The sequence below is a fragment of the Clostridium sp. CTA-7 genome, from assembly GCF_054768095.1.
In genome coordinates this window covers 98040-123501 of sequence record NZ_BAAAAV010000010.1, presented here as the reverse complement: position 1 = coordinate 123501, position 25462 = coordinate 98040, and the positions used below count along the sequence as shown (strand labels likewise).

The 25462-nt window shown below is 29.2% G+C and carries 22 protein-coding genes, 1 tRNA gene and 1 other RNA gene; 5 read left to right on the top strand and 19 right to left on the bottom strand.

All coding sequences use genetic code 11. The features are described 5' to 3' along the window. Nucleotides 1-5: 5 nt before the first annotated feature. Nucleotides 6-1613, bottom strand: a complete 1608-nt coding sequence (locus tag ACYUEX_RS16765) for a PTS transporter subunit EIIC (RefSeq protein WP_411169199.1) — start codon at nucleotides 1611-1613, stop codon at nucleotides 6-8. Between the two features lie 134 nt (nucleotides 1614-1747). Next, nucleotides 1748-3127, bottom strand: a complete 1380-nt coding sequence (locus ACYUEX_RS16760; RefSeq protein WP_460289174.1) for a Sapep family Mn(2+)-dependent dipeptidase — start codon at nucleotides 3125-3127, stop codon at nucleotides 1748-1750. 92 nt (nucleotides 3128-3219) lie between these two features. Here ACYUEX_RS16760 and ACYUEX_RS16755 point away from each other — a divergent pair, with 92 nt between their 5' ends. Further along, nucleotides 3220-4764 (top strand): BglG family transcription antiterminator, encoded by a 1545-nt coding sequence (locus ACYUEX_RS16755; RefSeq protein WP_460289173.1) that lies wholly within the window; start codon nucleotides 3220-3222, stop codon nucleotides 4762-4764. Nucleotides 4765-5001: 237 nt separating this feature from the next. On the opposite strand, the gene ACYUEX_RS16750 is transcribed toward ACYUEX_RS16755, so the two are convergent. Beyond that, nucleotides 5002-5487 (bottom strand): PTS sugar transporter subunit IIA, encoded by a 486-nt coding sequence (locus ACYUEX_RS16750; protein ID WP_411169202.1) that lies wholly within the window; start codon nucleotides 5485-5487, stop codon nucleotides 5002-5004. A 267-nt stretch (nucleotides 5488-5754) separates the two neighbouring features. Here ACYUEX_RS16750 and ACYUEX_RS16745 point away from each other — a divergent pair, with 267 nt between their 5' ends. Together ACYUEX_RS16745 and ACYUEX_RS16740 are read left to right on the top strand one after the other, a co-directional pair. Then, on the top strand, nucleotides 5755-6471 hold the full coding sequence (locus ACYUEX_RS16745) for a ribulose-phosphate 3-epimerase (RefSeq protein ID WP_460289172.1): 717 nt from the start codon (nucleotides 5755-5757) through the stop codon (nucleotides 6469-6471). A 41-nt stretch (nucleotides 6472-6512) separates the two neighbouring features. After that, nucleotides 6513-7127 (top strand): YitT family protein, encoded by a 615-nt coding sequence (locus ACYUEX_RS16740; RefSeq protein WP_460289171.1) that lies wholly within the window; start codon nucleotides 6513-6515, stop codon nucleotides 7125-7127. Nucleotides 7128-7446: 319 nt separating this feature from the next. On the opposite strand, the gene ACYUEX_RS16735 is transcribed toward ACYUEX_RS16740, so the two are convergent. From ACYUEX_RS16735 to dnaX, 6 genes are all read right to left on the bottom strand, one after another. Continuing rightward, complete coding sequence (locus ACYUEX_RS16735) at nucleotides 7447-7695, bottom strand: pro-sigmaK processing inhibitor BofA family protein (protein ID WP_460289170.1); 249 nt, start codon at nucleotides 7693-7695, stop codon at nucleotides 7447-7449. A gap of 43 nt (nucleotides 7696-7738) precedes the next feature. Then, nucleotides 7739-7996 carry a DUF2508 family protein gene (locus tag ACYUEX_RS16730; RefSeq protein WP_322545924.1) on the bottom strand — a complete coding sequence of 86 codons (258 nt, stop codon included), beginning with the start codon at nucleotides 7994-7996 and terminating at the stop codon, nucleotides 7739-7741. 78 nt (nucleotides 7997-8074) lie between these two features. Continuing rightward, nucleotides 8075-9610 (bottom strand): cardiolipin synthase, encoded by a 1536-nt coding sequence (gene cls, locus ACYUEX_RS16725; protein ID WP_460289169.1) that lies wholly within the window; start codon nucleotides 9608-9610, stop codon nucleotides 8075-8077. Between the two features lie 15 nt (nucleotides 9611-9625). Further along, a complete protein-coding gene (gene recR, locus ACYUEX_RS16720; RefSeq protein WP_411169207.1) occupies nucleotides 9626-10222 on the bottom strand; it encodes a recombination mediator RecR in 597 nt (198 codons plus the stop codon). Nucleotides 10223-10415: 193 nt separating this feature from the next. Further along, entirely contained in the window at nucleotides 10416-10760 is a 345-nt protein-coding gene (locus ACYUEX_RS16715; protein WP_411169208.1) for a YbaB/EbfC family nucleoid-associated protein, read from the bottom strand. 148 nt (nucleotides 10761-10908) lie between these two features. Then, nucleotides 10909-12534 (bottom strand): DNA polymerase III subunit gamma/tau, encoded by a 1626-nt coding sequence (gene dnaX, locus ACYUEX_RS16710; protein ID WP_460289168.1) that lies wholly within the window; start codon nucleotides 12532-12534, stop codon nucleotides 10909-10911. A 340-nt stretch (nucleotides 12535-12874) separates the two neighbouring features. Between dnaX and ACYUEX_RS16705 the strand changes: the two genes are divergently transcribed. After that, complete coding sequence (locus ACYUEX_RS16705) at nucleotides 12875-13666, top strand: thymidylate synthase (protein ID WP_460289167.1); 792 nt, start codon at nucleotides 12875-12877, stop codon at nucleotides 13664-13666. Next, a complete protein-coding gene (locus tag ACYUEX_RS16700) occupies nucleotides 13666-14157 on the top strand; it encodes a dihydrofolate reductase (RefSeq protein ID WP_460289165.1) in 492 nt (163 codons plus the stop codon). Before ACYUEX_RS16705 ends, ACYUEX_RS16700 begins: the two co-directional genes overlap by 1 nt. A gap of 183 nt (nucleotides 14158-14340) precedes the next feature. Here the strand turns inward: ACYUEX_RS16700 and ffs are convergent. From ffs to ACYUEX_RS16650, 10 genes are all read right to left on the bottom strand, one after another. Continuing rightward, nucleotides 14341-14602, bottom strand: an RNA gene (gene ffs / locus ACYUEX_RS16695) — signal recognition particle sRNA large type. Between the two features lie 3 nt (nucleotides 14603-14605). After that, nucleotides 14606-14695: transfer RNA gene (locus ACYUEX_RS16690), tRNA-Ser, on the bottom strand. 140 nt (nucleotides 14696-14835) lie between these two features. Next, on the bottom strand, nucleotides 14836-15531 hold the full coding sequence (locus tag ACYUEX_RS16685; protein WP_460289164.1) for a DUF3862 domain-containing protein: 696 nt from the start codon (nucleotides 15529-15531) through the stop codon (nucleotides 14836-14838). A 160-nt stretch (nucleotides 15532-15691) separates the two neighbouring features. Beyond that, nucleotides 15692-16459 carry a prolipoprotein diacylglyceryl transferase gene (gene lgt, locus ACYUEX_RS16680; RefSeq protein WP_460289163.1) on the bottom strand — a complete coding sequence of 256 codons (768 nt, stop codon included), beginning with the start codon at nucleotides 16457-16459 and terminating at the stop codon, nucleotides 15692-15694. A gap of 85 nt (nucleotides 16460-16544) precedes the next feature. After that, the gene (locus ACYUEX_RS16675; RefSeq protein WP_460289162.1) at nucleotides 16545-16994 is read right to left on the bottom strand and encodes a nucleoside deaminase; all 450 of its coding nucleotides are present in this window, start codon (nucleotides 16992-16994) and stop codon (nucleotides 16545-16547) included. A gap of 82 nt (nucleotides 16995-17076) precedes the next feature. Then, nucleotides 17077-18321 carry an HlyC/CorC family transporter gene (locus tag ACYUEX_RS16670; RefSeq protein WP_460289161.1) on the bottom strand — a complete coding sequence of 415 codons (1245 nt, stop codon included), beginning with the start codon at nucleotides 18319-18321 and terminating at the stop codon, nucleotides 17077-17079. A gap of 257 nt (nucleotides 18322-18578) precedes the next feature. Next, nucleotides 18579-20468 carry a type I pullulanase gene (pulA, locus tag ACYUEX_RS16665; protein WP_460289160.1) on the bottom strand — a complete coding sequence of 630 codons (1890 nt, stop codon included), beginning with the start codon at nucleotides 20466-20468 and terminating at the stop codon, nucleotides 18579-18581. Nucleotides 20469-20528: 60 nt separating this feature from the next. Then, the gene (locus tag ACYUEX_RS16660; protein ID WP_460289159.1) at nucleotides 20529-22547 is read right to left on the bottom strand and encodes an amylo-alpha-1,6-glucosidase; all 2019 of its coding nucleotides are present in this window, start codon (nucleotides 22545-22547) and stop codon (nucleotides 20529-20531) included. A 108-nt stretch (nucleotides 22548-22655) separates the two neighbouring features. Further along, nucleotides 22656-24134: a 4-alpha-glucanotransferase gene (gene malQ / locus ACYUEX_RS16655; protein WP_460289158.1), complete on the bottom strand. Its 1479-nt coding sequence runs from the start codon at nucleotides 24132-24134 to the stop codon at nucleotides 22656-22658. A 308-nt stretch (nucleotides 24135-24442) separates the two neighbouring features. After that, nucleotides 24443-25459, bottom strand: a complete 1017-nt coding sequence (locus ACYUEX_RS16650) for a LacI family DNA-binding transcriptional regulator (RefSeq protein ID WP_460289157.1) — start codon at nucleotides 25457-25459, stop codon at nucleotides 24443-24445. Nucleotides 25460-25462 lie beyond the last annotated feature (3 nt).

Here is a 25462-nt window from a genome sequence, read left to right as displayed (position 1 = left end):
ACTTATTAATCCATTTGTAATATATCTTTAACAGCAGTAGTAATGTTACCTACTCGAACTCCATAAATTACTTGTATGGAATTTTTACCATGTACAACTCCTAGTGCTTCAAGATTATTTTTCCAATCTTGATCTGTAATTATTAGAGAATCATCTTTTACTGTTACACGTAATCTAGTTGCACAACAAGTTACTGTTTCAATATTACCTGCTCCCCCAAGAGCTTCAATAATACGTACTTCTAAAGTTTCTTCTGAAACTGTACTTTCAGTTTCTTCTTCACCTTTTTTAATATTGTTGTATTCTTTTTTACTCATTAATTTTACTTCTGAATCAGTATCTCTACCTGGTGTCTTCAAGTTGAATTTTACAATAGCAAACTTAAATACAAAGTAATATACTGCGAATACTAATGGTAATAACCATATTAGTGACATAGCATGCACTTTCTGTGGTTGGAATATGTTCGGAATCATGAAGAATAATGCAGTACCATTAATTGATACATTTGTTATTTCTGCTAATACGTAACATAATCCACATAAAGGAGCATATACTAGGAAGTAAAGTAATGGAGCTATAAATAAGAATGTATATTCAATTGGCTCTGAAATACCAACTAATGCAAGAGTAAATACTGCTGGCACAAGAACAGCTGCAACTTTCTTTCTTTTTTCTGGAACGGCTGTATGATACATAGCTAATGCTGCTGCTGGTAATCCTGCTAATTGGAATAATAAACGCCCATTTGTAAAGTTACGAGTAATATAACCTGTTGCTGTTGCACTTGCCGCTTGTCCGTTTATTATATTTCTAACTCCTTCATATAGCACACCATCAATTGTCATTGTTCCACCAACTTTAGAGTATTCAATTGGAAATGCTATTAAGTGATGTATTCCAAATGGAAGTAACATCTTATCTAATGTTCCAAATACAAATGTTCCAAACAATCCACTAGATGATATAAATCCTGTTATTCCTTGTAGTGCACTTGCAATGTAAGGCCATATATAATAGAAAATAATAGCTAATGGAATTGATGCAAATGCAGCCATAATAATTACAAATTTTGTTCCAGCAAAGAAAGCAAACATAGCTGGAAGTTGTTTATCTACAAATTTATTGTGTAATAAAGCTGCTACAATACCTGTTACTATACCAGAGAATATCCCCATGTTGTAAGTAAAGAACCCTAAAGATTGAGACCATAATGAGTTAAAATTTAAAGCAGCTTGTTCGCTATAGCCATTTGCCATTAAAGCTTCCACTGACGTTGTTTCTGCATTCCATCCATTTAAAGATGCAAACCGTTGGATACTTGATATAAAACAAAAGAATAATATTAGTCCAGCAAACGCTGCCCAACCTTTTTCTTTTTTGGCAAGTGTAAAAGCTATACCTACTGCAAACCATAATTGAAGGTTATTCATAAACATAAAACCAAGATTAGTTATCATACTAAATAGTTTATATAGTATTGTTCCTTCTGACAAAATATAATTTGTAAAGGCACTACCTATACCAACAAAGAAACCAACAAGTACTAAAAGAATTATTGGTACCATCATTGCCCCTGCAAAAGTTTGTAATTTTGCTTGAATATTTTTCATATTATTTAGCTCCCCTCTTAACATTCTATTTTTTACAACTTCATTCTATCATAGGACTTTTTTATATTCTATAAGCCACCATATAGGTATAATTCACTAATATTATGGCAACTTTTTGACATCGTTATCATATGCTATTTGCAAGCTAATCTATATAAGGCTTCGCAGTATATTTCTGTAGCCTTCATTAATGAATCAATACTCATATTTTCATTAGGCATATGTGGATTTGGTTCCTCCCCCTCAAAGGTTGCTCCGAAAGCAACACCATTTTTTAAAACTCTAGCGTAAGATGCTCCCCCTTTGGTAATAGTGTTTGCTTCTTCATTCATAACTCTTTTATATGCTTCTTTTAAAGCAATGATAAGTTCACTATCATTAGAGACATATAATAGCTTTTTCTCTCTTTCAATTTCTACATCAAATTTGTATTCCTTAGATAATTCATAAAATCTATTTTTTATTTCTGAAGATTCTATATTCTTAGGATAACGATAATCTAAAGATACTTCTCCCTTTCCATTTTCCCACTTTATAGTCATTGGACATATTGAACTCTTTCCCATTTCCTTATCTTCTCTATATAATCCAATCTTTTCTCCATAAAAATCATCTAATAAATAGTCCTTTATAAAGTTAATCATATTTATGATTCCCTTTTCCTTGAAATCAAAATCATAGAAGTCCCTTATAAATAAAAACATAGCATTTTTACCCCGTTGAGGATTCCTCGATAAAGAAGTTTTTCCTTTGTATATTAAGGTAACTTCATCAGAACCTAATAAAATTTCAGTTGCATTTTTTGAGTATGAAATTATATTATCTATATCTTTCGTTTTAAATACTACTCTAAGATCATCACAGACATAGTTTACTTTATTTCTACTTTCTATCTTACATATTCCTTCTTCCGCATCTTCACAATTAAAGGAAATATTTATATTCAATATACCTTTTTCTCCATTTACTATTGGAAAGTTCCCATCAGGAGAAAACCCTAAAATCGGTTGCTCATGATTTTTAAAATAGTGTTCCATACATTCCCAGGTAGTTTCTTCTGCTCCTCCTGCTATTATTCTAACCCTTCTTTTCCATTTAACATTCATATCATTTAAAATTTTTGCTGCATATAATACGGCAATTAAAGGTCCTTTATCATCATTAACACCTCTACCGAAAATTTTGTTATTTTTTATTGTCATAGAAAAAGGTTCAGTTTCCCATTCTCCTATATTTTGAATATCTACAACATCAATGTGACCTAGAACTCCTACATATTCTTCTCCTTCACCAATTTCAGCATGGACAGCATATCCTTCATCATCTTCACAGGTAAATCCAAGCTTATTTGCAACTTTTAGAAAACGATCAAAAGCACTTCTAATATTTTCACCGAAAGGTGAGCCTAAACCTTTAGTAGATAAATCTCTAATTGAAGGAACTTCAACTAAGAAAGCAATATCACTTAACATATCTTGTTTATGTTCTTGTATTTTTTGTGTATATTTAATCATATAAAAATCTCCTTTTATAATAAAGTTTAAATTTATCTATCTTGACAAAATTTATACCAAACTCTATAGTTTGATTTATGGAGGTGATTATTTTGTCGAATAACAGAGTCCTTAATATAGTTAATTTATTACTACAATCAGACAATTATATTACTATCGATACTATTTCAAAAGAACTTGATGTATCAAATAAAACTATACGCAACGATCTTAAGTTAGTAGAAGAATGGCTAAAAGAAAACGATTTAAAACTAATTAAGAAAACAGGAGTCGGCGTTACTATTGAAGGTGAACGTGTCTCAAAACTCCGTATTCTTAACCTAGTTGAATCAAAAAACAAAAAACTTGTTGACTTCTCGCCAGAAGCAAGAAAGCTATATTTAGCAATGCGTTTGATAACGAGTACAGAAAATTGTAGAGTGTATGAACTAGCTAGTGAGCTTTATGTAAGTAGAGCTACAATTCATAAAGATCTTCTATCTTTATCTCCTATTTTAGATAATCATAAAATTAAATTAAACAGGAAAAATAATAATGGAATTAGTATTACTGGTAAAGAAAGAAATCTTCGTAATTTATTAATTGAATTAATGTTAAATGATAATGGCTATGAAACTTTTATAAATATTATAAAAAATGATGCTTATCAATGTGATGGATCCTTTGTTTTTTCAGGTATAGACTACATAGATGATGAATATAAAGAGTTCATTAACTTAATACTAAGTTCCGGAAACAAGTATATCAACTCTCTTTTATTTCAATCCCTAGTTATGGTTTTGCTTCACCTTTTTGTAGCTTTTATTCGTGCACAAGATCATCATAATGTAAATTTGTCAGAAGAATTTATAAGCGAGCTTAAATATGAACCTTTCTATAACGAAACAAAGGAACTAACTGATTTATTATCTGATAAGTATAATGTTACATTTAGTGAAATGGATCTTCGTTATTTACAGGTTTACTTTATTTCTCTACAAAACAATCGTACTTTAAACCCAGAAAATGAGAAAGAAGCAAAAACTCTTACAAACGAAATACTAGGCTCTCTCAAAGATGAATTTCATCTTCCTTTTGATGAAGATGAAACATTTAAAACTTCTCTTTACACTCATTTTTACTCAGCTATAACAAGATTTCGTCATGGTATAAAAATTGAAAATCCTTTAATGACTGAAATTAAAACATTATACAAAAATACTTTTAATATAATGAAAAAAACATCATGTATAATTGAGCAACGTTATAATTGTCAGCTTAGTGATGATGAAATTGGATACTTAGCGTTACATTTAGCCAATTCTTTAGAATACATGAAAAAGCCACTAAAAACAATTGTTGTATGTCATGGTGGAATTGGTGCTAGTAATCTTTTAGTAAGAAAATTAACTATTCAAATACCAGAAATTCAAATTGTTTCTCAAGAGACATTCTTATCCATACATGAAGCTAATTTAAACGAAATTGAATTAATTATATCTACAATAGACTTTAATTTAAATAAAAATATACCTATTTTGATAATAAATAATCTATTATTCGACTATGATATTGCTCGAATAAAAGATATTATTAAATCATACTACAAAAAGAAAAATGATCCTTTAAATAATATAGAAGGTGCTGTTGAAAAATGAATTAGATTAATATGACTTTATGGTTTAACCACCATATATCTAATAATCACATAAGAGTACACCAAAATTATTTGTGAAAGAATAGCTACTATCCCTTAGAATCGTTGGTCTTTCTAAATTTAGAAAGTTACCTAAAATCCTTGGACTAGTAGCTATTCTGATTCTAGTAATTACTTATTGAGTCATAAGCTCATTTAAAATTTTTAAACACTATTTTCTCTTTTTATACAGCCTTTTCTAAGCTTTATAATATGCACTAATATCTTTTCCACCCTTAACATCTCTACCAAATTCACAGGAAAAATATTCATAAGTTTCTTTATTAGTAAAAATAATCATTGTTGTTAAATCATATCCTTTATCTTCTAAATAAGAACGATCTATAGATACTATTTCATCTCCTGATTTTACCTTGTCTCCTACATTTAAATTACATTTAAAACCTTTGCCTTCTTCTGTTACTGTATTAATTCCAATATGAACTAAGATCTCCATCCCATCCTCTAAAGTTAATGCATAAGCATGCTTGCTAGGGAAAAGCATTGAAATTACTCCATCAGCAGGACTATAAAATACACTTCCTTTTGATTTAATAGCAAATCCATCCCCCATTACTTTCTCAGAGAAAACAGGATCACTAACCTTTTCTAATTCAATTAAAACTCCATCTGTACAAGCAATTAAAGCCTTTTCTTCCTTTTTCTTTTTTAGAAAATTAAACATTAGCTTACATCTCCTTATTAGTCTTATTCGTATATCTTATATAACCTATTATTATTTATTTATCATACTGTAAAGGATTTATTATTACAATAACCATATATTTTAGTATTCCTCCTTTTATTTGTGGTAAAAATTAGACTATTGTTTAATGTTTATAAATTACCCTATTAATATGGATATCTATCAGTTAGCTTAGCTATTGATTATATTTTTTCGTTATCTTAAAATTAAGGTGTAGAAAATAAGAACTTCAAGGAGGTACATATAATGAAACATATTAAAATTGCAGCTGGATTAGCTCATGTAAATTATGGAAGAATAGCTGATATAGTTAAAGAAGTTAGTGATGCTGGTGTTGATTATATTCATTCAGATGCAGCAGATATGCATGATCTTCAAAATATGAAATTAATGGGCGGTCATCAAGTTATTGCAGGTATTCGTCCTGAAACTGAATGCCCAATAGAATGTCACATATATACAGTAAATATGGACAAAATGTTCATTGAACAAATATACGATGCAGGTGCAAATATGCTTATTATACCTGCTGAGCATTTTATAGGAGCACAACTTGCTTATATAATGAACTGGTGTCGTGAAAGAAAAATAAAAGTTGGTTTAACGCTTGGATGTTATACACCATTATGTTTTGTAGAAGAATCAATTTATGATATTGATCGTCTTCATATAGTTACTCACGGAGTAGATGAGACAGATGGAAAAGATAACTGGGGATGGAGAAAGAGTGCTATTGATTTAGTTAAAAGAGCAAGAAAAATGATAGATGAAAAGAATCCAAATTGTGAATTAGCTATAGATGGTGGTCTTAGAGCTGATAACATGGAGAAATTAATAGAATGTAATCCTGATGTTATAGTTTTATCTTCTGCTATATTCAAAGATCCAGCTGGAATTGTTAATGGTTATAAAAAATGTAGAGAAGCTATAGATAAAGCAGCAGCAAAATTTGGATTAGAATAAAAAAACTCTCTCTTGGGAGTTTTTTTAAATATGGAGGACAAATGAAAAACAAATCACTAATAAAAGATTATTTATGGATCACTCTTTCAGCTTTTTTAACTGCCATGGCTGTAAACCTAGTTTTTAAATCAACAGGTTTAGCACCAGGTGGAATAACAGGACTATCAATTATATTCTCTAAAATTACTGGAATCCCTATAGAATATATGACCTTGGGTATTTCTGTTCCACTTTTAATACTTGCAGTAATTTTTCTTGGAAAGAGTTTTGGTATTAAAACATTATACATAACCTTGGTAACTCCTATTTGTATGCATATAGTTCCAACTTTGCATATTACAAAAGGATTAAGTAATATTAATAACATTTTAGAATTAATAGTAGCTGCCATTGTTGGCGGATTGCTTGTAGGTGTTGCAATTGGAATAGCCCTAAACCATGACTGTGCAACTGGTGGAACAGATTTAATAGCGTTACTTATACAACATTTTATTAAAATTTTTAAAGTTCCAATAATACTATTATTTCTAGATGGTTTTGTAGTAATAGCCTCAGGCATTATTTCAAAAAATATAATGATTGCTGTCTTTAGTTTTATATCTTTAATGGTGATTATTCAAACTATTAAGTATCTGACAACAACAAAGGAAAATTAAACTTTTAATATATATCTAAATCTTAAAATTAATTTATATATAAAAATCATTCTATGTAATTGATATGAAAAATATTTCATTTATTAAACTTATACCTATAGACCGCATACTTATAAAAAGTGCTTAAGTCTATAGGTATTTTTTATATAATTAAATAAATAACTAGAGTTAATTATTTGATAAAATTTTATTTACAGATTATGATATGAAAAAAACTGACTTCTGTAAAATACAGAAATCAGCATTCATCTAAGCAGCTCTTTTTTAATGTCCTTGACATAAGGATCATTTTATTTATTATACTTGAATCTCTTTTATTTTATAAAAATAGTTGAAATAAAACTAAAAATATAACTCCTGGAACTCCTAGAAACCCTGCAATTAATGCTGTTATAGCATTTATTCCTATGTAAAAACCTAAATAAGATCCTAAAATATTAGCTAAGTATAATAATACTATACCTATTATTCCATTTAATAAAATCTTTAATGGCCATTTTAGGAATTTTATAACTAGATATAATAAGACTAGTCCTATTAATCCATATAATATAATATTTAAATCCATATAATTTCCTCCATTTTATATAATTCACTAGTTAGTAATATTATTAGTTTATTTTTCTTAAATCTCTTTTTTTAGCCATAGCTATTAAATAATTATATCTAGCTTTTGCTACATCTTCTGCATGGATAGCTAATTCAATTAATTGGGGATCGCTTACAGAGTTAAATAAAGATCTAGCTACCTCCATTTCTGTTACACTTTCGTTAATAGCTCTTAATAGATCTAAGTCATCCTCACTATATTTAATTTTATTCTTCTCTGCATTTTGCATTAACAGGTCTAAAATTGTCCTCTTATCCACTTTTTAATTCCTCCCAAATACTTCATATTAAATTTATATCCATTTTTTAACATAAATATTCGGAAGTTTTAATTTTTTTTACATAAGTGGCGCAAATACTCTTAAAATAGCTGTTATAAACCTATTAGCCCATTTTACTCTATGACAATCTTCTATAGTAATTAATTTACAAATATCTAAGGTTTCAATAAAATCTTTTTTTATTTCCATTAGTGATTTTGTTTTATAAAGTAAAACTCCACATTCAAAATGCAAATAAAGGCTTCTATAATCCATATTTATAGTTCCTACAACTCCAATTTCATCATCTGATACAAATGTTTTAGAGTGTATGAATCCTGGAGTGTATTCATATATCTTAACTCCTGCTTCTATAAGTTGTGAATAGTATGCTCTTGTAACCATATGAGCATACCATTTATCCTCTATATGCGGAGTTACTATTATAATTTCAACTCCACTTTTAGCTGATAATGTTAATGCTGTTACTAGTTCATTATCTACTATTAAATATGGGGTGTTTATATACACATAGTCTTTAGCCTTATTTATAATATTTAAATATACATTTTCACCTACTGTCTCATCGTCTAATGGACTATCCCCATAGGGTTGAACATATCCATCACTTTCAAATATCCCATCATAATTTACATAAGGCTTATATTTTTCATAGTCATCTCTTTGTCCATAATTAAACTGCCAAGATTGAAGAAACATCATAGTTAAGTTCCAAACTGCTTCTCCTTTTACCATAAGAGAGGCGTCTTTCCAATGTCCAAATCTAACTATCTCATTTATATACTCATCTGCTAAATTTATACCACCTGTAAATGCAGTATGTCCATCTATTATTGTGATTTTTCTATGATCTCTATTATTCATTACTACTGATAAAAATGGAACAAAAGGATTAAATACTACACACTTAATACCCTTTTGTCTTAGCTTTTCATCATATTTATAGGGAAGAGTCTGTAAACAACCCATATCATCATATATAAGCCTTACATCTACACCTTCTTTAACCTTATCTTCTAATATTTCTAAAATACTATCCCACATTATACCTTCTTGAATTATAAAATATTCCATAAATATATAATGCTTTGCCTTCTTTAATTCCTCTTTAAGCTTTTCAAAAAATTCTTCACCTGGGGATAAGTATTGTGTAGTAGTATTTTTATATATTGGACTTGCTGCATATTTATTTAAATACCTTACTTGATTCGCAACACCTTTATCTTCTCTTTCTATTTCATCTAGTATATCTTTATCTTGAAGTAATAAATGAGAAGTTTCATTATGTATATCTAATATTTTACCTCTAAATTTCTTAGTTGTTTTCTTTAACCCAAATAGTAAATAAAATAATCCACCAAATACAGGCACTAATAAAACAGGTATTGTCCATGCTAATTTATAAGATGGATTATCTTTTGTACTAACAATATAAACTACTGCTAATATACTTATTACAGAAAGTAAGACATACACATAAACAAATGATTCTGTAATCTTCCATACAGTAAAGGTGAGAATCCCTAGTTGAAGTAAAATTAAAACACCAACTATAACCATTCTGCTAAATAAAAATTTTAATAAATTACTCATATATTCACCCTTAAATTATATCTCTTTTCTACCTTCTAATGCTTTTGAAAGTGTTACTTCATCAGCATACTCTAAATCTCCTCCTACTGGTATTCCTGATGCAATTCTTGTTACCTTTATATCTAATGGCTTTAATATTCTTGATATGTACATCGCTGTTGCTTCACCTTCAATATTAGGGTTAGTAGCTATTATTACTTCTTTAACATCAGCACTCATTCTTGCAACTAATTCTCTTATTTTTATATCTTGTGGTCCTCTTCCTTGCATAGGAGATAAATTGCCATGTAATACATGATAAGCTCCATTATACTCTTTAACCTTTTCCATAGTCATTATATCTTTTGGTTGCTCTACAACACAAATTATATCTTTATCTCTACTAGGATTAGAGCATATTGCACAAGGATCTTTATCTGTAAAGTTACCACATATTGAACAATATTTTACTGTTCCTCTTGCTTTAACTAAAGCATCTGCAAATTCTCTTACCTCATCTTCTGGAAGATTTAAAACATGCAATGCTAATCTTTGAGCTGTCTTTTGTCCTACACTAGGTAGCTTGGCAAATTCTTCAATAAGTTTTTCTATAGCAACTGGATAAAAATCCATAAAATCATCCTTTCTATAATTTATTAGTATAAAAATATTATAAATTCAAATATAAATAATGTAGAATATTAATTAGAACATATATATGAAAGACTCTAAATATTATTTAGTTATCTGTAATTTGAATATATAAAAAGGCGAAATAAATTCGCCTTTTATGTCTTATTAAACTATATAAGACTCCCCATCACTATTAAAATAATCCTGGTATGTTCATTCCGCCAGTTAATTTACCCATCTTGCTTGAAGTTTCTTCTTCTGCCTTTCTTAGAGCCTCATTTACAGCACTAAGAACTAAATCTTCTAGCATTTCAACATCATCTGCGTCCACTACTTCTGGCTTTATGTTAATTGAAACTACTTCTTTTTTACCATTAGTCTTTACAACTACAGCGCCTCCACCTACTGAAGCTTCAAACTCCTTAGTTTCAAGATCCTTTTGCATTTGTTCCATTTCTTTTTGAAGTTTTTGAGCCTGCTTCATTAGGTTGTTCATATTTCCTCCACCAAATCCGCCTGGAAATCCTCCTTTTGCCATAAAAACATATCCTCCTTTTATAAAAATCTATTCTTTATTATATAGCATTTTGCTTTATTTTACTACATTAAGATACTTATTTATATTAATTTTCATTCTTATTATTATTAATTTCTATTATATTTATGTGTATCTCTTGTCATTAGTTCTATTCATCTAGAATATCCACCATATCAGATCCCAAAGATTCCAAAAGCATGTCTTCTGTTGATTTTTCATCTTTTGAATTTTCCTCAACTTCAAAAACAACTTTTATGTCTTCTCTAAAAATTTCAGCTAACACTTCGTTTATAACTGACCTATACTCTGGTTTTTCTAATCTATCTTTATTAAATTTAAATTGATCTTCGTACTCAATAGTTAATACACCATTTTTACATTCTACTGGCTTTCCAGTTAGTATTGAAGCATATACTATCATTGCTCTTCTAGTTTTAAACCTTTCTAATATATCCTTCCAAGCCCTTTGAATATCATTTAAAGTAACTTTAGAATTTTCATTTAAAGAAACCTTAGAGTCATTACCTAACTGAGGTTCAATCTTAGCTTGTTTTTGAATTTTAGGTTTGTTATCTACAGTTTTACTAACATTCTCTGTTGCTACACTTACAACTTTAAGACTTCCATTTTTCAAACCTTCTTCAAGTTTATTTAATCTTGTTAATATAACTTCATTAGATGTATCATATTCTATTTTGCACATTTTGATTATAGCTAATTCTAAATAAAGCCTTGCTTGCTTACTTATCTTTGCATTTCCTTCTGCTTCTTGAAGTATTCTAATATATCTCATCACTTCTTCAGCTCTAACCTTACTAGACTGCTCTTTAACTAAAGATATGTTTTCTTCAGACATATCTAATACTTCTTCTGGGTTATTAGTTACCTTTGCCATTAAGATATTTCTATAATGTGCTATTAAATCCTTTATAAATAAATAAATATCTTTTCCAGCATAAACTACTTCGTCTATTATATTAATTGATTTTTCTATATTTCTTTGAATTACTGCATTAGTTAAATTAAATAAATGGTCATTTGTTACAAGCCCAAGCATATTTATAAGCACATCATAATTAACTGATCCATTTCCCATGGATATAGCTTGATCTAATATACTTAAAGCATCTCTCATAGCCCCGTCTGATACTTTAGATATTAAATTTAGGCTTTTATCATCTGCAAGAGCATTTTGATCATCTACTATTTTTCTAAGTCTTTTTGTTATTTCATTGTTATTTATTCTTTTAAAATCAAACCTTTGACACCTAGAAAGAATAGTAATTGGAAGTTTTTGAGGGTCTGTAGTTGCTAATATAAATATTACATTAGCTGGAGGTTCTTCTAAGGTTTTTAAAAAGGCATTAACTGCACCTGTAGATAGCATATGAACCTCATCCATTATATAAACCTTGAATCTTGCTTCTTGTGGAGGATATTTTACATCATCTATAATATCTCTAATTTTATCAACTCCATTATTAGAAGCTGCATCTAGTTCAGTTACATCTATTGCTAAACCATCATTTATTTTTCTACACATTTCACATTCATTACATGGTTCTCCATCATGTAGATTTAAACAATTTAGTGCCTTAGAAAAAACTTTAGCTGTTGATGTTTTACCTGTTCCTCTAGTTCCACAAAAAAGATAGGCATGAGCAATTCTATCATTTAATATTTGGTTTTTTAACGTTGTTGTTATATGTTCCTGACCAACCACATCATAAAATGTCTTAGGTCTCCATTCTCTATATAAAGCTGTATATCCCATGGCTTACCTTCCCTTAATCTTAGTTTCTTTTATTATATTTATATTATAGCCTATATAAACACTATTTTAAATATAAGTAATATTTTACTTTTTATTATCTTTAAAACAAGGTGTACTATAAATTAAATTTAGTACACCTATACTTGATTATTCTTTATTGTTTTTTTTAATAATTATAAATTCTACTGAAGTTATAATTATTCCTAGAATGCCACAATTAGCTTAAATGATATTTCCAAGGAAATTGTACCTTTTATATATCAATGTATTTTTTATTTACTGTATAATATATAAATTTTATAGTAAAATTAGTTATGTATTATAAAAAGGAGGGCTTAAAATGAGTTTATACGACAAAAAATACCTAGCCATCGTTGAAGATATTTTAGAAAATGGATATTACGATAATAATAGAACTGGAATGCCTACATACAAATTACCTCATCAGATAATGCAATTTAATTTGCAAAAGGAATTCCCTATACTAACAACAAAAAAAGTAGCATTTAAGACTGCTGTAAAGGAAATGCTGTGGATATATAGGGATCAGTCAAACGATGTTACAAAACTTCAAGAACAAAATGTTCATATTTGGGATGAATGGGTAGACGAAAATAATACTATAGGAAAAGCCTATGGATATCAGATAGCTAAATTTAATCAAGTAGATAAGCTTATTGAATCACTAAAGAATAATCCTCAAGACAGAAGAATGATTATGTCTATGTGGAATATAGAAGATTTACCAGAAATGACATTGCAACCTTGCTGCTATCAAACATTATGGGATGTAACTGATGGGTACCTTAATTGTATGCTTATACAACGTAGTGGAGACATACCACTAGGAGTTCCATTTAACACCAGTCAATATGCTGTTTTAGTTCACCTAATAGCTCAAGTAACTGGGCTTAAACCAGGACTATTTACTCACGTTATAAATAATGCACATATTTATGAAAATCAAATTGAAGGAATGAAACTTCAACTTACTAGAGCTAATGATGATTATTCAGCGCCAAAACTTTGGATAAATCCAGAAATTAATAACTTCTATGACTTTACTGTAGATGATATAAAGCTTATTGATTATAAACACCATGATCCAATAAAAATGGAGGTGTCTGTTTAATGCTATCAATTATAGTTGCTAAAGCTAATAATGATGTCATAGGTGGAGATAATAAACTTTTGTGGCATATCTCCGAAGACCTTAAAAGATTCAAAGAAATTACATCTGGCAACACAATAATAATGGGTAGAAAAACATTTGAATCTTTACCGAAGATTTTACCTAATAGACATCATATAATCATTACTAGAGATAAAAATTTTAAAGTAGATTCACCTATGGTTGAAGTAGTAAATGATATAGAAAATATTATATCTAAATATAAAAATTCTTCTGAAGAAGTTTTTGTAATTGGTGGTGGAGAAATATATAAATCACTTCTACCTCATGCAAAAAAGTTATATTTAACTAGATTACATAAAGATTTTAATGGTGATACTAAATTCTCACCTATAGATTCATCTGAATGGTTTATAGAATTTCAATCAGAAGTATATGTAAATGAAACTAATAATATTAAATATGATTTTGTTAATATGATTAGAAAATAAAGAAAACGAGGGCATTCCATAAGGAATTCCCTCGCTTTCTTTGTCCTATTGTATGTTAATCCTATTGAAGAGTAACCTTTAATTAATCGAATATTTTAATTTATAAAAATTAAGTATTCATTTGATTTATATTCTAAGCATTAAAAAAACCCTTCTTTTCGCTAGAAAGGTGTAAAATTAAAACCGTGCACCTAGCTTTGACAGTAATCTATAGGCGTTACTATGCAGTTAGCTCTGGTAAGATTTATCCATATCACACGCAGTAATCACTTATCGCTGCTTCCTTCCGGACCTGACGAGGTTCATGCACTTACGTCGTATGGGACCTGACCATCAACACCACTTACATAGGCAGACCCTACAGACTAAAGCCTAGGCTAGGAGTTCAATCCCGCTATAGCGGATTGCGGGTTACAGGGCACCGCTAACTCCCCATCTAGCACGGCTATGGCGGAGAGAAGGGGATTTGAACCCCTGATAGAGTTGCCCCTATACACGCTTTCCAGGCGTGCTCCTTCGACCACTCGGACATCTCTCCATATAATATATAGCTATTAAATTTTAACTACTGCTATATATTATCATATAGTAATACATATTGCAATATGTAAAACTTATCTGTATTTCTATTGATTATTATTTATTAAATTTAATATAAAAATTATATTCTTTTTCCATTTATTTTAATCCAAATTGAGCTTTTAATACTAATTTATTATCATTAAAAGTAAAATTAGCATTAGATCCACCTTTATTTATATATGAATATATTATTGCTTCTGAATTAAGAATTTTAGTTTGAGATGTTATTTCACCTTCTCCTAAAATTTCCTTTGCTTCCTCATATGTCATTCCTTCTTTGACTGCCTCATACTTTTCCATAGTCATATCTGCATTTTTACCATAAAGACCTGCTTGTCCTTTTGTTGTGACTACATCATTTTGTATAGTTAAAATTAAATTACTAATACCCTTCCCATTCCAAGTATACACTGTAGCCTTTACGTCTCCTACAGATGATGAGCTGGTCTCTTTCCCCTCTCCTAAAATTGCTACAACCTCTTCATATGTCATTCCCATATTTATGCTAATAAAATTATCATATGTTACTTTTGAATCTTCTTTTTTATCTTTTTTCTTCTCATTATCTTGTGTTGAATTCGTTGCAGTTGAATTTCCTTTATCATTTGCTTTATCCTTTCCACCTGTAGCAACTGCTATAATGCCTAGCAATACTACTGCCATAAATACTGTTAAAACTTTATGTTGTGAAAAGAAATTACCTTGTTTTTTTCCACAATGAACACACTTCTTTACACCTTTAGCTATTTCTTTTCCACAAGCTTTACAAGTAATCAATTTATTTTTTGCCATTATTATTTCCCCCTAAATTAAATATTAATTTCATGTAAATATACTCTATATTTTATTTAATTTTCCTCTATTTGCTTTGATAATTTAAAATTTATTTTAAAATAAAAAAAGATATGTAAAAATAATTTTACATATCTCTTTTTATGATTTAAAAGTTAACCTATATAATTTTCTTTTTCTTCTTAATCCAAATAATTAAAACAATTCCTAATATTACGCCTAACAAGCTTACTATTTGAGCTGTTCTTAATCCTAAAAACATTAAGCTATCTGTTCTTAATCCTTCTATAAAAAACCTTCCTATTGAATATAAAATCATATATCCAGCAAGTACTATACCATCTTGTTTCTCTTTCTTTTTATAAAGTATATAAACTAAAATTGCACAAACTAAAACATTCCATATTGACTCATATAAAAATGTAGGGTGATAATATACTCCATTAATGTGCATTCCTTTTTGAATAAACTCTGGGAACTTACTTATAAACTCTTTAGATACAGGCCCTCCATGAGCTTCTTGATTCATAAAGTTGCCCCATCTACCTATCGCCTGTGCTAATATAACTCCTGGCATTATAACATCTACATATCTTAAGAAATTTATCTTTCTATATCTTGCAAATATGTAGCCTGATAATAAAGCAGCTATTACACCTCCATGAATTGCCATTCCACCATTTCTTATGTTGATTACATCCATAAATGAATGGTAATTTTGATATTCAAAAGCTACGTAGTATAACCTCGCTCCTATTATTGATATTGGAAAGGTTACTAAAAATGCATCTATTATAATATCATAGTCTAAATTTTCTCTCTTAGATAAAAAATATATTAATATCATAGCCGCTACTACACCAGAAGAAATTATTACACCATACCACGCTATATCTATACCAAATAATTGAAATGCCACCGAATCCATCTTATCTCCTCCTATTTAAAATATTTTCTTTAATTATAAATCTTTATAAATAATTATACCAATTAAATATGTAATAATTGTGAATCTATTCATTTTTTATACTTCTAGTTTTCAAAAAAAATGAAGTCAATAAATCACTACATTTTTGATTATAACACCAATTTACGGCTACATGCCAATTAAAAACATTATAATCAATTAAATTTATTGCAGAGCCACAAGCCCCCATATCCTTATTAAAGGTTCCTATAAACAACTTAGGTATTCTACTTTGAGCAATTGCTGAAGCACACATAGGACAAGGCTCTAATGTTACATACATTTCACAGCCAGATAACCTCCAGTTATTAATTTTTTTGCAAGCTTCTTCTATTGCTAATATCTCAGCATGAGCAGTTGGTAAGTTTAAACTTTCTTTTAAATTATGCTTTTTAGCTATTATTTTTCCGTCTTTAACTATGACTACTCCAACTGGAATCTCTCCCTTGTCATATGCCTTTTGAGCTTCTTCTATTGCTAAAGCCATATAGTCCATAAAATACTCCCCTTAATATTTCTCCATTTTAACAAAAATGGAGAACTTAATCTTCATATAGTTCTCCATCTTATTATTAAAATTAAGTGTATATCCTAACCTTCTTAATTCTATTTTTGTCTACTTCTTCAACTACAAATCTAATATTATTAAGTCTAACTTCTTCAGACTGTTCAGGAAATCTTCCTAACTCTCCAATTACTAATCCTCCAACAGAATCAAACTCTTCTGATTCCATAGTAACTCCTATTAAATCACCAATGTGGTCTAACCTTGCGCTACCATCCACGATATACTCATCTTCTTTTACTACTATTATATCGCTGTCCTCTTCATCATCATACTCGTCTTCGATTTCTCCAACGATTTCTTCTATTAAATCTTCTATAGTGACTATACCAACATTTCCACCATACTCATCTAGAACAACAGCCATATGGTTTCTTGTATCTTTCATTTCACTAAATAATTCTGTAATTTTCTTAAACTCAAATGTATAGTAAGGTTCTCTCATATAATCTGAAACATTAAAATTTTCCTTACTTTGAGAAGCAATTATTAAGTCCTTAACATTTAATATTCCTATTACATCATCTATATTTTGATTATAAACCGGTATTCTAGAAAATTGTTCGGTTTTAATAATATTTATAACTTCATCATAAGTAGCATTTACATCTACTGCTATTACACCAACTCTTTGAACCATAACATCTTTTACTTGAGCATCAGCGAATTCGAAAACATTAAAGATCATTTCTTTTTCTACATCTTCAAGTACACCCTCTTCTTCACTAACACCTACCATGGTTTTTAACTCTTCCTCGGTTATAAACGGTTCTGTTGCCTTTGGATCTCCCCCTAAAAGTCTTATAAATAAACTTGATATTAAAGTAAAAATTGATACAAGTGGCTTAAATAATCTAACTATAATATTTATAGGGTTACTAACCCTTAAAGCGACTTTTTCTGAATTTTGCTTTGCTATAGATTTTGGAGTTATTTCTCCAAATATAAGAACTAATATAGTCATTATAATAGTAACTATTCCTACTCCTTTTTCCCCAAAAGCCTTTAAAGCTATTGAAGTTGCTAGTGCAGATGCTCCTATATTAGCAATATTATTTCCTATTAATATTGCCCCTAATAACCTACTTGGATCTTCAGTTAATTTTTCAATTAATTTTGCTCCCTTAACTCCCTCTTCTACCATATGTCTTATTCTAATTTTACTTAGTGCCATTAAGGCTGTTTCTGACATAGAGAAAAATCCTGACATTACTAATAATATTACTAATAATATTATCTGCCACGTATAACTCTCCAAATTAATTCACACTCCTAAATTAAATAAATTTTCTTATTTTTATATTATATCATATGTAAAAAGCTGATAGTTAAGCTAAATTTTAAAAATTTATAAACTATTTTTAATCACTTAATAAGTATTCACTTCTTATTAAAAATATAATCAAATATATTTTGTTTATATTAGGACTATATACTAGTAAAAAAATTAATCCCCACAAAACCTAATTTTATTAGTCTTGTGGAGATTTAATACTACCCTAACTATAGCTATTTTTATTTTCGTACTAATACATAAGATGCTAATGCTGGTACTTTAACTTCATTTCCATTAATACATGATAATTCTTCTACTCCAGCTCTATATTCATCAACTAGTACACTCCAATTTCCTTCTGGTATTGTAGCTATAATATCTTTTTCATTAGCATTGTGTATTACTACTATCTTGTTGCTAATAGTAAATGATACTACTTTTGATTGATTGTTTTCTAAGAATCTTACTTCTCTTTCTATATCTTCATTACTTGTTAATCTAAATTCTTTATATGTTTTTCTTAACTTTATTAAACCTGAATAATAGTTAAATACATCCTTATACTTATCTTTTCTATTCCAATCAAATTTATTTACTGAATCTGGAGACTTATAACTATTTTCTACTAGTGATCCATCTTCATTAACCTTTGTTCTTAAAATTTCTTCGCCTGCATGAATCAAGCTAATTCCTTGAGATGTTAATACTATTGAAGCTACTAATTTATTCATTTTTATTAGCTTTTCTTCTTTATTTATACTATCATCATCTACTGTTAATTGAAGCTTATCCCATAAAGTATAGTTATCATGCGCTGAAGCATATGTTATTGTTTGATATGGTTCATTAGCCCAAGGCTTATTTGAGTAAATTACCTTACTATAATCCACTTGACTATGTTGTGTAGATGCTACTATACCAAACTTTATAGTTTCTTCAAAGTTTTCTCCACCATTTACAAAACCAGTACTTTTAGCTATAAATACATCACCTTTTACTCCATCTCTAATATCATCACTAAAGCAACCTATTTGCTTTTTGCCAAATTTAGGCGCATTTAATTTTAAAGCTGCCTCTTCCTCTTTTAATGGTGTTGCTCCACCTGCCCATCCTTCTCCATATACTAAGATTGACTTATCTAGCTTATCTAACTCTTCTCTAATTTGAATTATCGTTTCTATATCATGTAACCCCATTAAATCAAATCTAAAGCCATCTATATGATACTCTTTAGCCCAGTTTACTACAGAATCCTTGATATATCTTCTAATCATAGGCTTTTCTGATGCAACTTCATTTCCGCATCCTGAACCATTTGTAAAATTTCCTTCTTCATCTGTTCTATAATAGTAATTTGGTACTGCTAAATTAAATAATGATGTTTCTGTATCATAAGTATGATTATAAACAACATCCATTACTACTCTAATACCTTCTTCATGCAATGATTTAACTAATTCTTTAAATTCCTTTATTCTAACGTTCCCATCATTAGGATTTGTTGAATATGACCCCTCTGGAACATTGTAGTTTTGTGGATCATATCCCCAATTATATTGTGGTTCGTCTAACTTTGATTCATCAACAGATTTGTAATCTGAAATTGGTAATAACTGAACATGTGTAACCCCTAATTCTTTTAAGTGGCTTATAGGTTTTTTGTGTAGTATTCCTTTAAACTTTCCTCTAAGTTCTTTTTCTACTTCTGAACTTTCATCAATTGTAAAATCTCTAACGTGCATTTCATAAATTATTGCATCTGTTGCATTTTTAAACTCTGGCTTAATATCATTTTCCCAGCCCTTTGGATTTGTAGACTCTAAATCTACTACCATTGACTTTTCTCCATTAACTCCTACTGCATATGCATATGGATCTACTACTGTATTTATTTTCTCATTTATTTTTACCTTATAGTTATAAAATTTATTTTTTAAGTCTCCATCTATAACTACTTCCCACTGTCCTTTATCACCTTTTACCATTGGTATATTTTTTTCATCTTCATATAAGTAAATAGATACTTCATTTGCTATAGGTGCCCATAATGTAAACTTTGTTGATTCTTTACTGTATTTAGCTCCTAAATCCCCACTATATTCTAGTTTATTTAACTCTATACTCTTCATATAAATACCCTCCATTTTTATAAAAAGGCTATCACAAAATTTTGAGATAGCCTTTATTAATTATTTAAATAAGTTATTATGAGCCTTGTCTAATTCTTTTTGTTTTCCTAAAATGCACTCATAATAAACTCTTAGCATTTCTCCTACTCCCCAAGCCTGTGAATAACATCCTCTTGGTGTGTGTGGTGAATCTCCATCTAATATTTCTGCTATTCCACCTATACAGTCATCATTTATATGATTTTCCATATCCTTTAATAACTCATCTATAAACTCTACTGAATCCTCTGAATAATTATTAACTTTACAATATGCTGACATAAATGCACCTAATGGGAATGACCATGTTGTTCCTTGATGATATGCCATATCCCTGTCTAATAACTCTCCAATATATATTGGATTATAATCTTTGTGCTCTTTATTTAAACTTCTTAATCCGTATGGAGTATATAATTCTTCAAGAATTTTATTTATTACGCTTTTTTCTTTTTCTATATCTAACATTGTAAATGGAAGTGAAATTGCCCATACTTGATTAGGCCTTAATGAAGGATCTTTCTCTTTACCATTTACTGTATCATAAAGATATTGACCTTCCTCATACCAGAATTCCTTAACGAAAGATTCTTTAACTTTTTCTGATAGCTCTTCATATTCGTTAAAGTTTGAATCTCCAAGCTTATTTCCTAAAATACTCATTATCTTTAATGCATTGTACCATAAAGCATTAATTTCTACAGGACACCCATGTCTTGGCGTTACAACTATTCCATTAACTCTAACATCCATCCAAGTTACTTGGTCTAATCCTGATCCTGCACTTATAAGATGGTTGTCTTGCATTTTAATAGAAAAATCTGTTCCACTCTTATATGCTTCTATTATATTTTTAGCTGTACTATATAATTCTTCTTTTACGAATTCAAATGATTTTTCATTATTGCTATATAAAAGATACGTATATATGCAATGTATATACCATAATGATGCATCAACGGTATTATATAATGGTTCTGCTCCATTATCTGGGAACATATTAGGTATTAATCCATTTTTTTCGTATTTAGTGAAACTTCTTAGTATTTCTTCAGCTTCCTTAAGTCTACCTGTTGCTAAAACTAGCCCTGGTAATGCAATCATAGTATCTCTTCCCCAGTCTAAAAACCAAGGATACCCTGCTAACACAGTCTTACAATTTGTTGAGTCTCTATCAACTATAAAATGATCTGCTGAAATAGGTAAGTATTTAGCTATTATTCTATTATCATTTTTAAATGGAGCTTGTAGCTCTTCTATTCTAGCTCTTGAATCTCTAAATACTTCTTCTGGACATATATTTAAGTCTTTTTCTATTGTAGCTATTATATAAAACTTTCTTATAGTATTCTTTGGAATAGTTATGCTAATTGTTCCCGGTACATAGAAAGCTTCTAAATAAACATCTCCAGTTCTTTCATCTACATCATAATGTACATTTTCTGTTATTCTTTCTTCTTCACTTGAAACTGTTCCCTCCGTAGCAAATATGTTTATTTCAACATCTTTTTTTATTTCAGGAACTAATTTAAATCCATTATTAGTAACTTCTCTATCAAATTTTAAGTTTTCTTCTTTTCCAGCTTGACCAGGGTTTTTGAAAGATAGATATGGATTATAATTTAAAGTTACTTCATTATTTGAGGTTCTAACTATGTATTCGACAACGGTAGTGTTTTTGCCATATTCCATAGTTACCCTTTTTTCTATAAATGCACCTTTTACAAAGTATTTATAGCTTGGAATCCCATCGTACTTAAAACTTTGAAGATTTTTATATCCTTCTACTATATGACTTTCAAATCTAGTTGTTGTAAGTGGATACGTATCTCCTTTAACAACTATTGTTTCTTCTAACTTTGGTAATATATTGTACCTCTCATCAGGAGATTTTAAACATGCATTTAATAAAGAATGATATTTTCTTGAATTAGCACCTATTATTGTTGTTCCTGCAAATCCACTTCTACCATTTGCTATTAACCATTCTTTTTCAATACCCCTTTTATAATTAGAAAAATCATTTTTACCGTATCTCATAGTTTTACTCCTTTAATATGATTACTTTATATTTCTACAAGGTTTTATATAATAAGCAATATTGATAATTTTCTTTATTTAATTAATTATATAGTTTTAGTTTTTTATCTATGCTCTTCCATAAAGCTTTGTTAATTCTAGAATTTTCTCTGATAGACCTTCTGTAATTTGATCGCTTGTAGCTCTCCACTCCCAATTTCCACCTAGTGTTGATGGTATATTTGTTCTTGTTTCACTTCCTAAATCTAAGAAGTCTTGCATTTGTGCTATTGATAAATAACTTACAGAAGACCATATACCTCTTATGAATCCCCAGTTATAACCTTCTTCTTCTGTTAATCTTAAATATTTTTTAGCATGCTCCAAAGGCCCTGCGTTAAATTCTGAATCTATCCATCCTCTAATTGTGTCATTGTCATGTGTTCCTGTATATACTACACAATTCTCTGTGTAGTTATGTGGATGGTACTCACTATCTCCACCACCAAATGCAAATTGAAGAATCTTCATTCCTGGATATCCAGTTGCATTTTTCATATCTATTACTTCTTGAGTCATAAAACCCAAATCTTCTGCTATAATATCTAGCTCTCCTAATTCAGCTTTTATAGCATCAAATAATTTGTTTCCTGGACCCTTTACCCACTTACCAAACTCAGCAGTTGGATCACCATATGGTATTTCCCAATATGATTCAAATCCTCTAAAATGGTCTATTCTTACTACATCAAATAACTTGAAGCTTTCTCTTACTCTTAGTATCCACCAATTATAACCATCTTTCTCCATAGCATCCCAATCATATATTGGATTTCCCCATAACTGACCAGTTAATGAAAAAGCATCTGGTGGGCATCCTGCAACTGATACCGGAGTCATATTTTCATCTATTTTAAATAGTTTTGGATTTGACCATATATCACTTCCATCTTCAGCTACATATATAGGCATATCCCCTATTATTTTTACGCTATTATCATTTGCATATTTTTTTAACTTGTTCCATTGCTCAAAAAATTTAAATTGTATATAATTCCAGTATTCTATCTCATCTGGTAACATTTCTTTATATTTATTAATTGCTTGTGGTTCTCTAACTCTTATATCGTTATCCCATTGTTGCCATGATACAAGATTAAAATGCTCTTTTACTGCCATATAAAGACTGTAATCTTCTAGCCAAAACTTATTTTCTTCCTTAAATTCTTCAAAACCTTCTGGTTTATTCTTTTTAAAGTTTTCATATGATGTTCTTAAAATTGGTTGTCTAGCTTTATAAATTCTATTGTAATCTACCTTACTTGGATTATCTCCAAAGTTTACATTTTCATAGTCACTTAAATCTAATAATCCATCTTCTCTTAATAAATCTAAGTCTATAAAGTGAGGATTTCCAGCAAATGCTGAAAAACATTGATATGGTGAATCTCCGTAACTAGTTTGCCCAATCGGTAATATTTGCCAGTTCTTTTGACCTGAACTTTTTAAAAAATCTACAAACTCATATGCTTCTTTTCCCAAGGAACCGATTCCAAATTTCCCTGGTAAAGAAGATATGTGCATTAATATTCCACTACTTCTTTCCATAGTTGTCTCCCCTTAAACATCAAAATATATTTTGTTGTTTTTAACTTATTCATTATTTGATATTTTTACTGCTTTAATTTCTTTTATATTAATATTTAATAAATATTTTGCTAGTTTTTAAAAACTGGAAACGATTCATTATTTATAGAAAAATTTTTATAATCTATTTCAATAAACAAGATACTTAATAATCATATAAATAATTCTAAATGCCTTTGCTGATCACATTGAAGTTAGAGATCCATATAATGCTCTTTAATATTATGCATTATTTGGATCATCAATGTGCTAACATAAATACATATAGCTTATTTCTTAAAATTCTTACATGAGTCCCTTTCTACTAATTCAGTATCTAGAACTATATGTCTATTATCCGTTCTCTTTTCAATAAGTTCTACTAATAGCTCTACGCTCGTTTCCGCCATTTGGGTTCTTGGTTGTACTATAGTAGTTATTGCAGGAGTATTAAACTCTGTTATATCCATTCCGTCAAAGCCTATTAATGATATGTCTTCTCCTAATTTTAAGCCTCTATCATAAATAGCCTTAGCACAACCAACTGCCATAACATCTGATATTGCAAATATCGCTGTAATATCACTATTCTTTTCTAATAATTCTATTGTTGAATTATATGCATCTCTAGAACTATAGTTTCCATAAACAACTTTATTTTTATCTATTTTAATATTAGCCTCTGATAATGCCTCTACATATCCTACAAATCTTTCTTTTCCAATTCCTATATCATCACTAACACCAAGTACTATACCGATGTTAGAATGACCTAAACTTATTAAATGTTTAGTTGCATTAAATGCTGCCTTACTATTTTCAATACCTATTGATGAAAAATTACTAATTCTATCATCATACACTGTATTTACAGATGCTAATACTACAGGAATATTTATTCCCTCAAATGTTGTTTCATCTAATTCTGTTAAGTTACATCCTAAATATATTAATCCTTGTAACTTTCTTTCCTTAATAAAACTAATTATATTAAATAACTCTCCTCTATCACTATAATCATTATGTTGAAGAGTCATTGTATATCCATTTTTAGTAACATGTTTACTTATAACATCAATCATTTCAGAGAAAAAAGGATTGAACACCCCTCTTACTAATACTCCTATACTATTTGTATTGCTTTTTTTTAGGTTTCTAGCACTATTATTGGGTATATAATTACTTGTTTTTATTATTTCTAATACCTTTTCCCTAGTACTATCTTTTACATCAGGGTGGTTATTTAATACTCTAGATACAGTACCTACCCCTACTCCAGCTAAACGTGCAATATCACTTATATTCATATT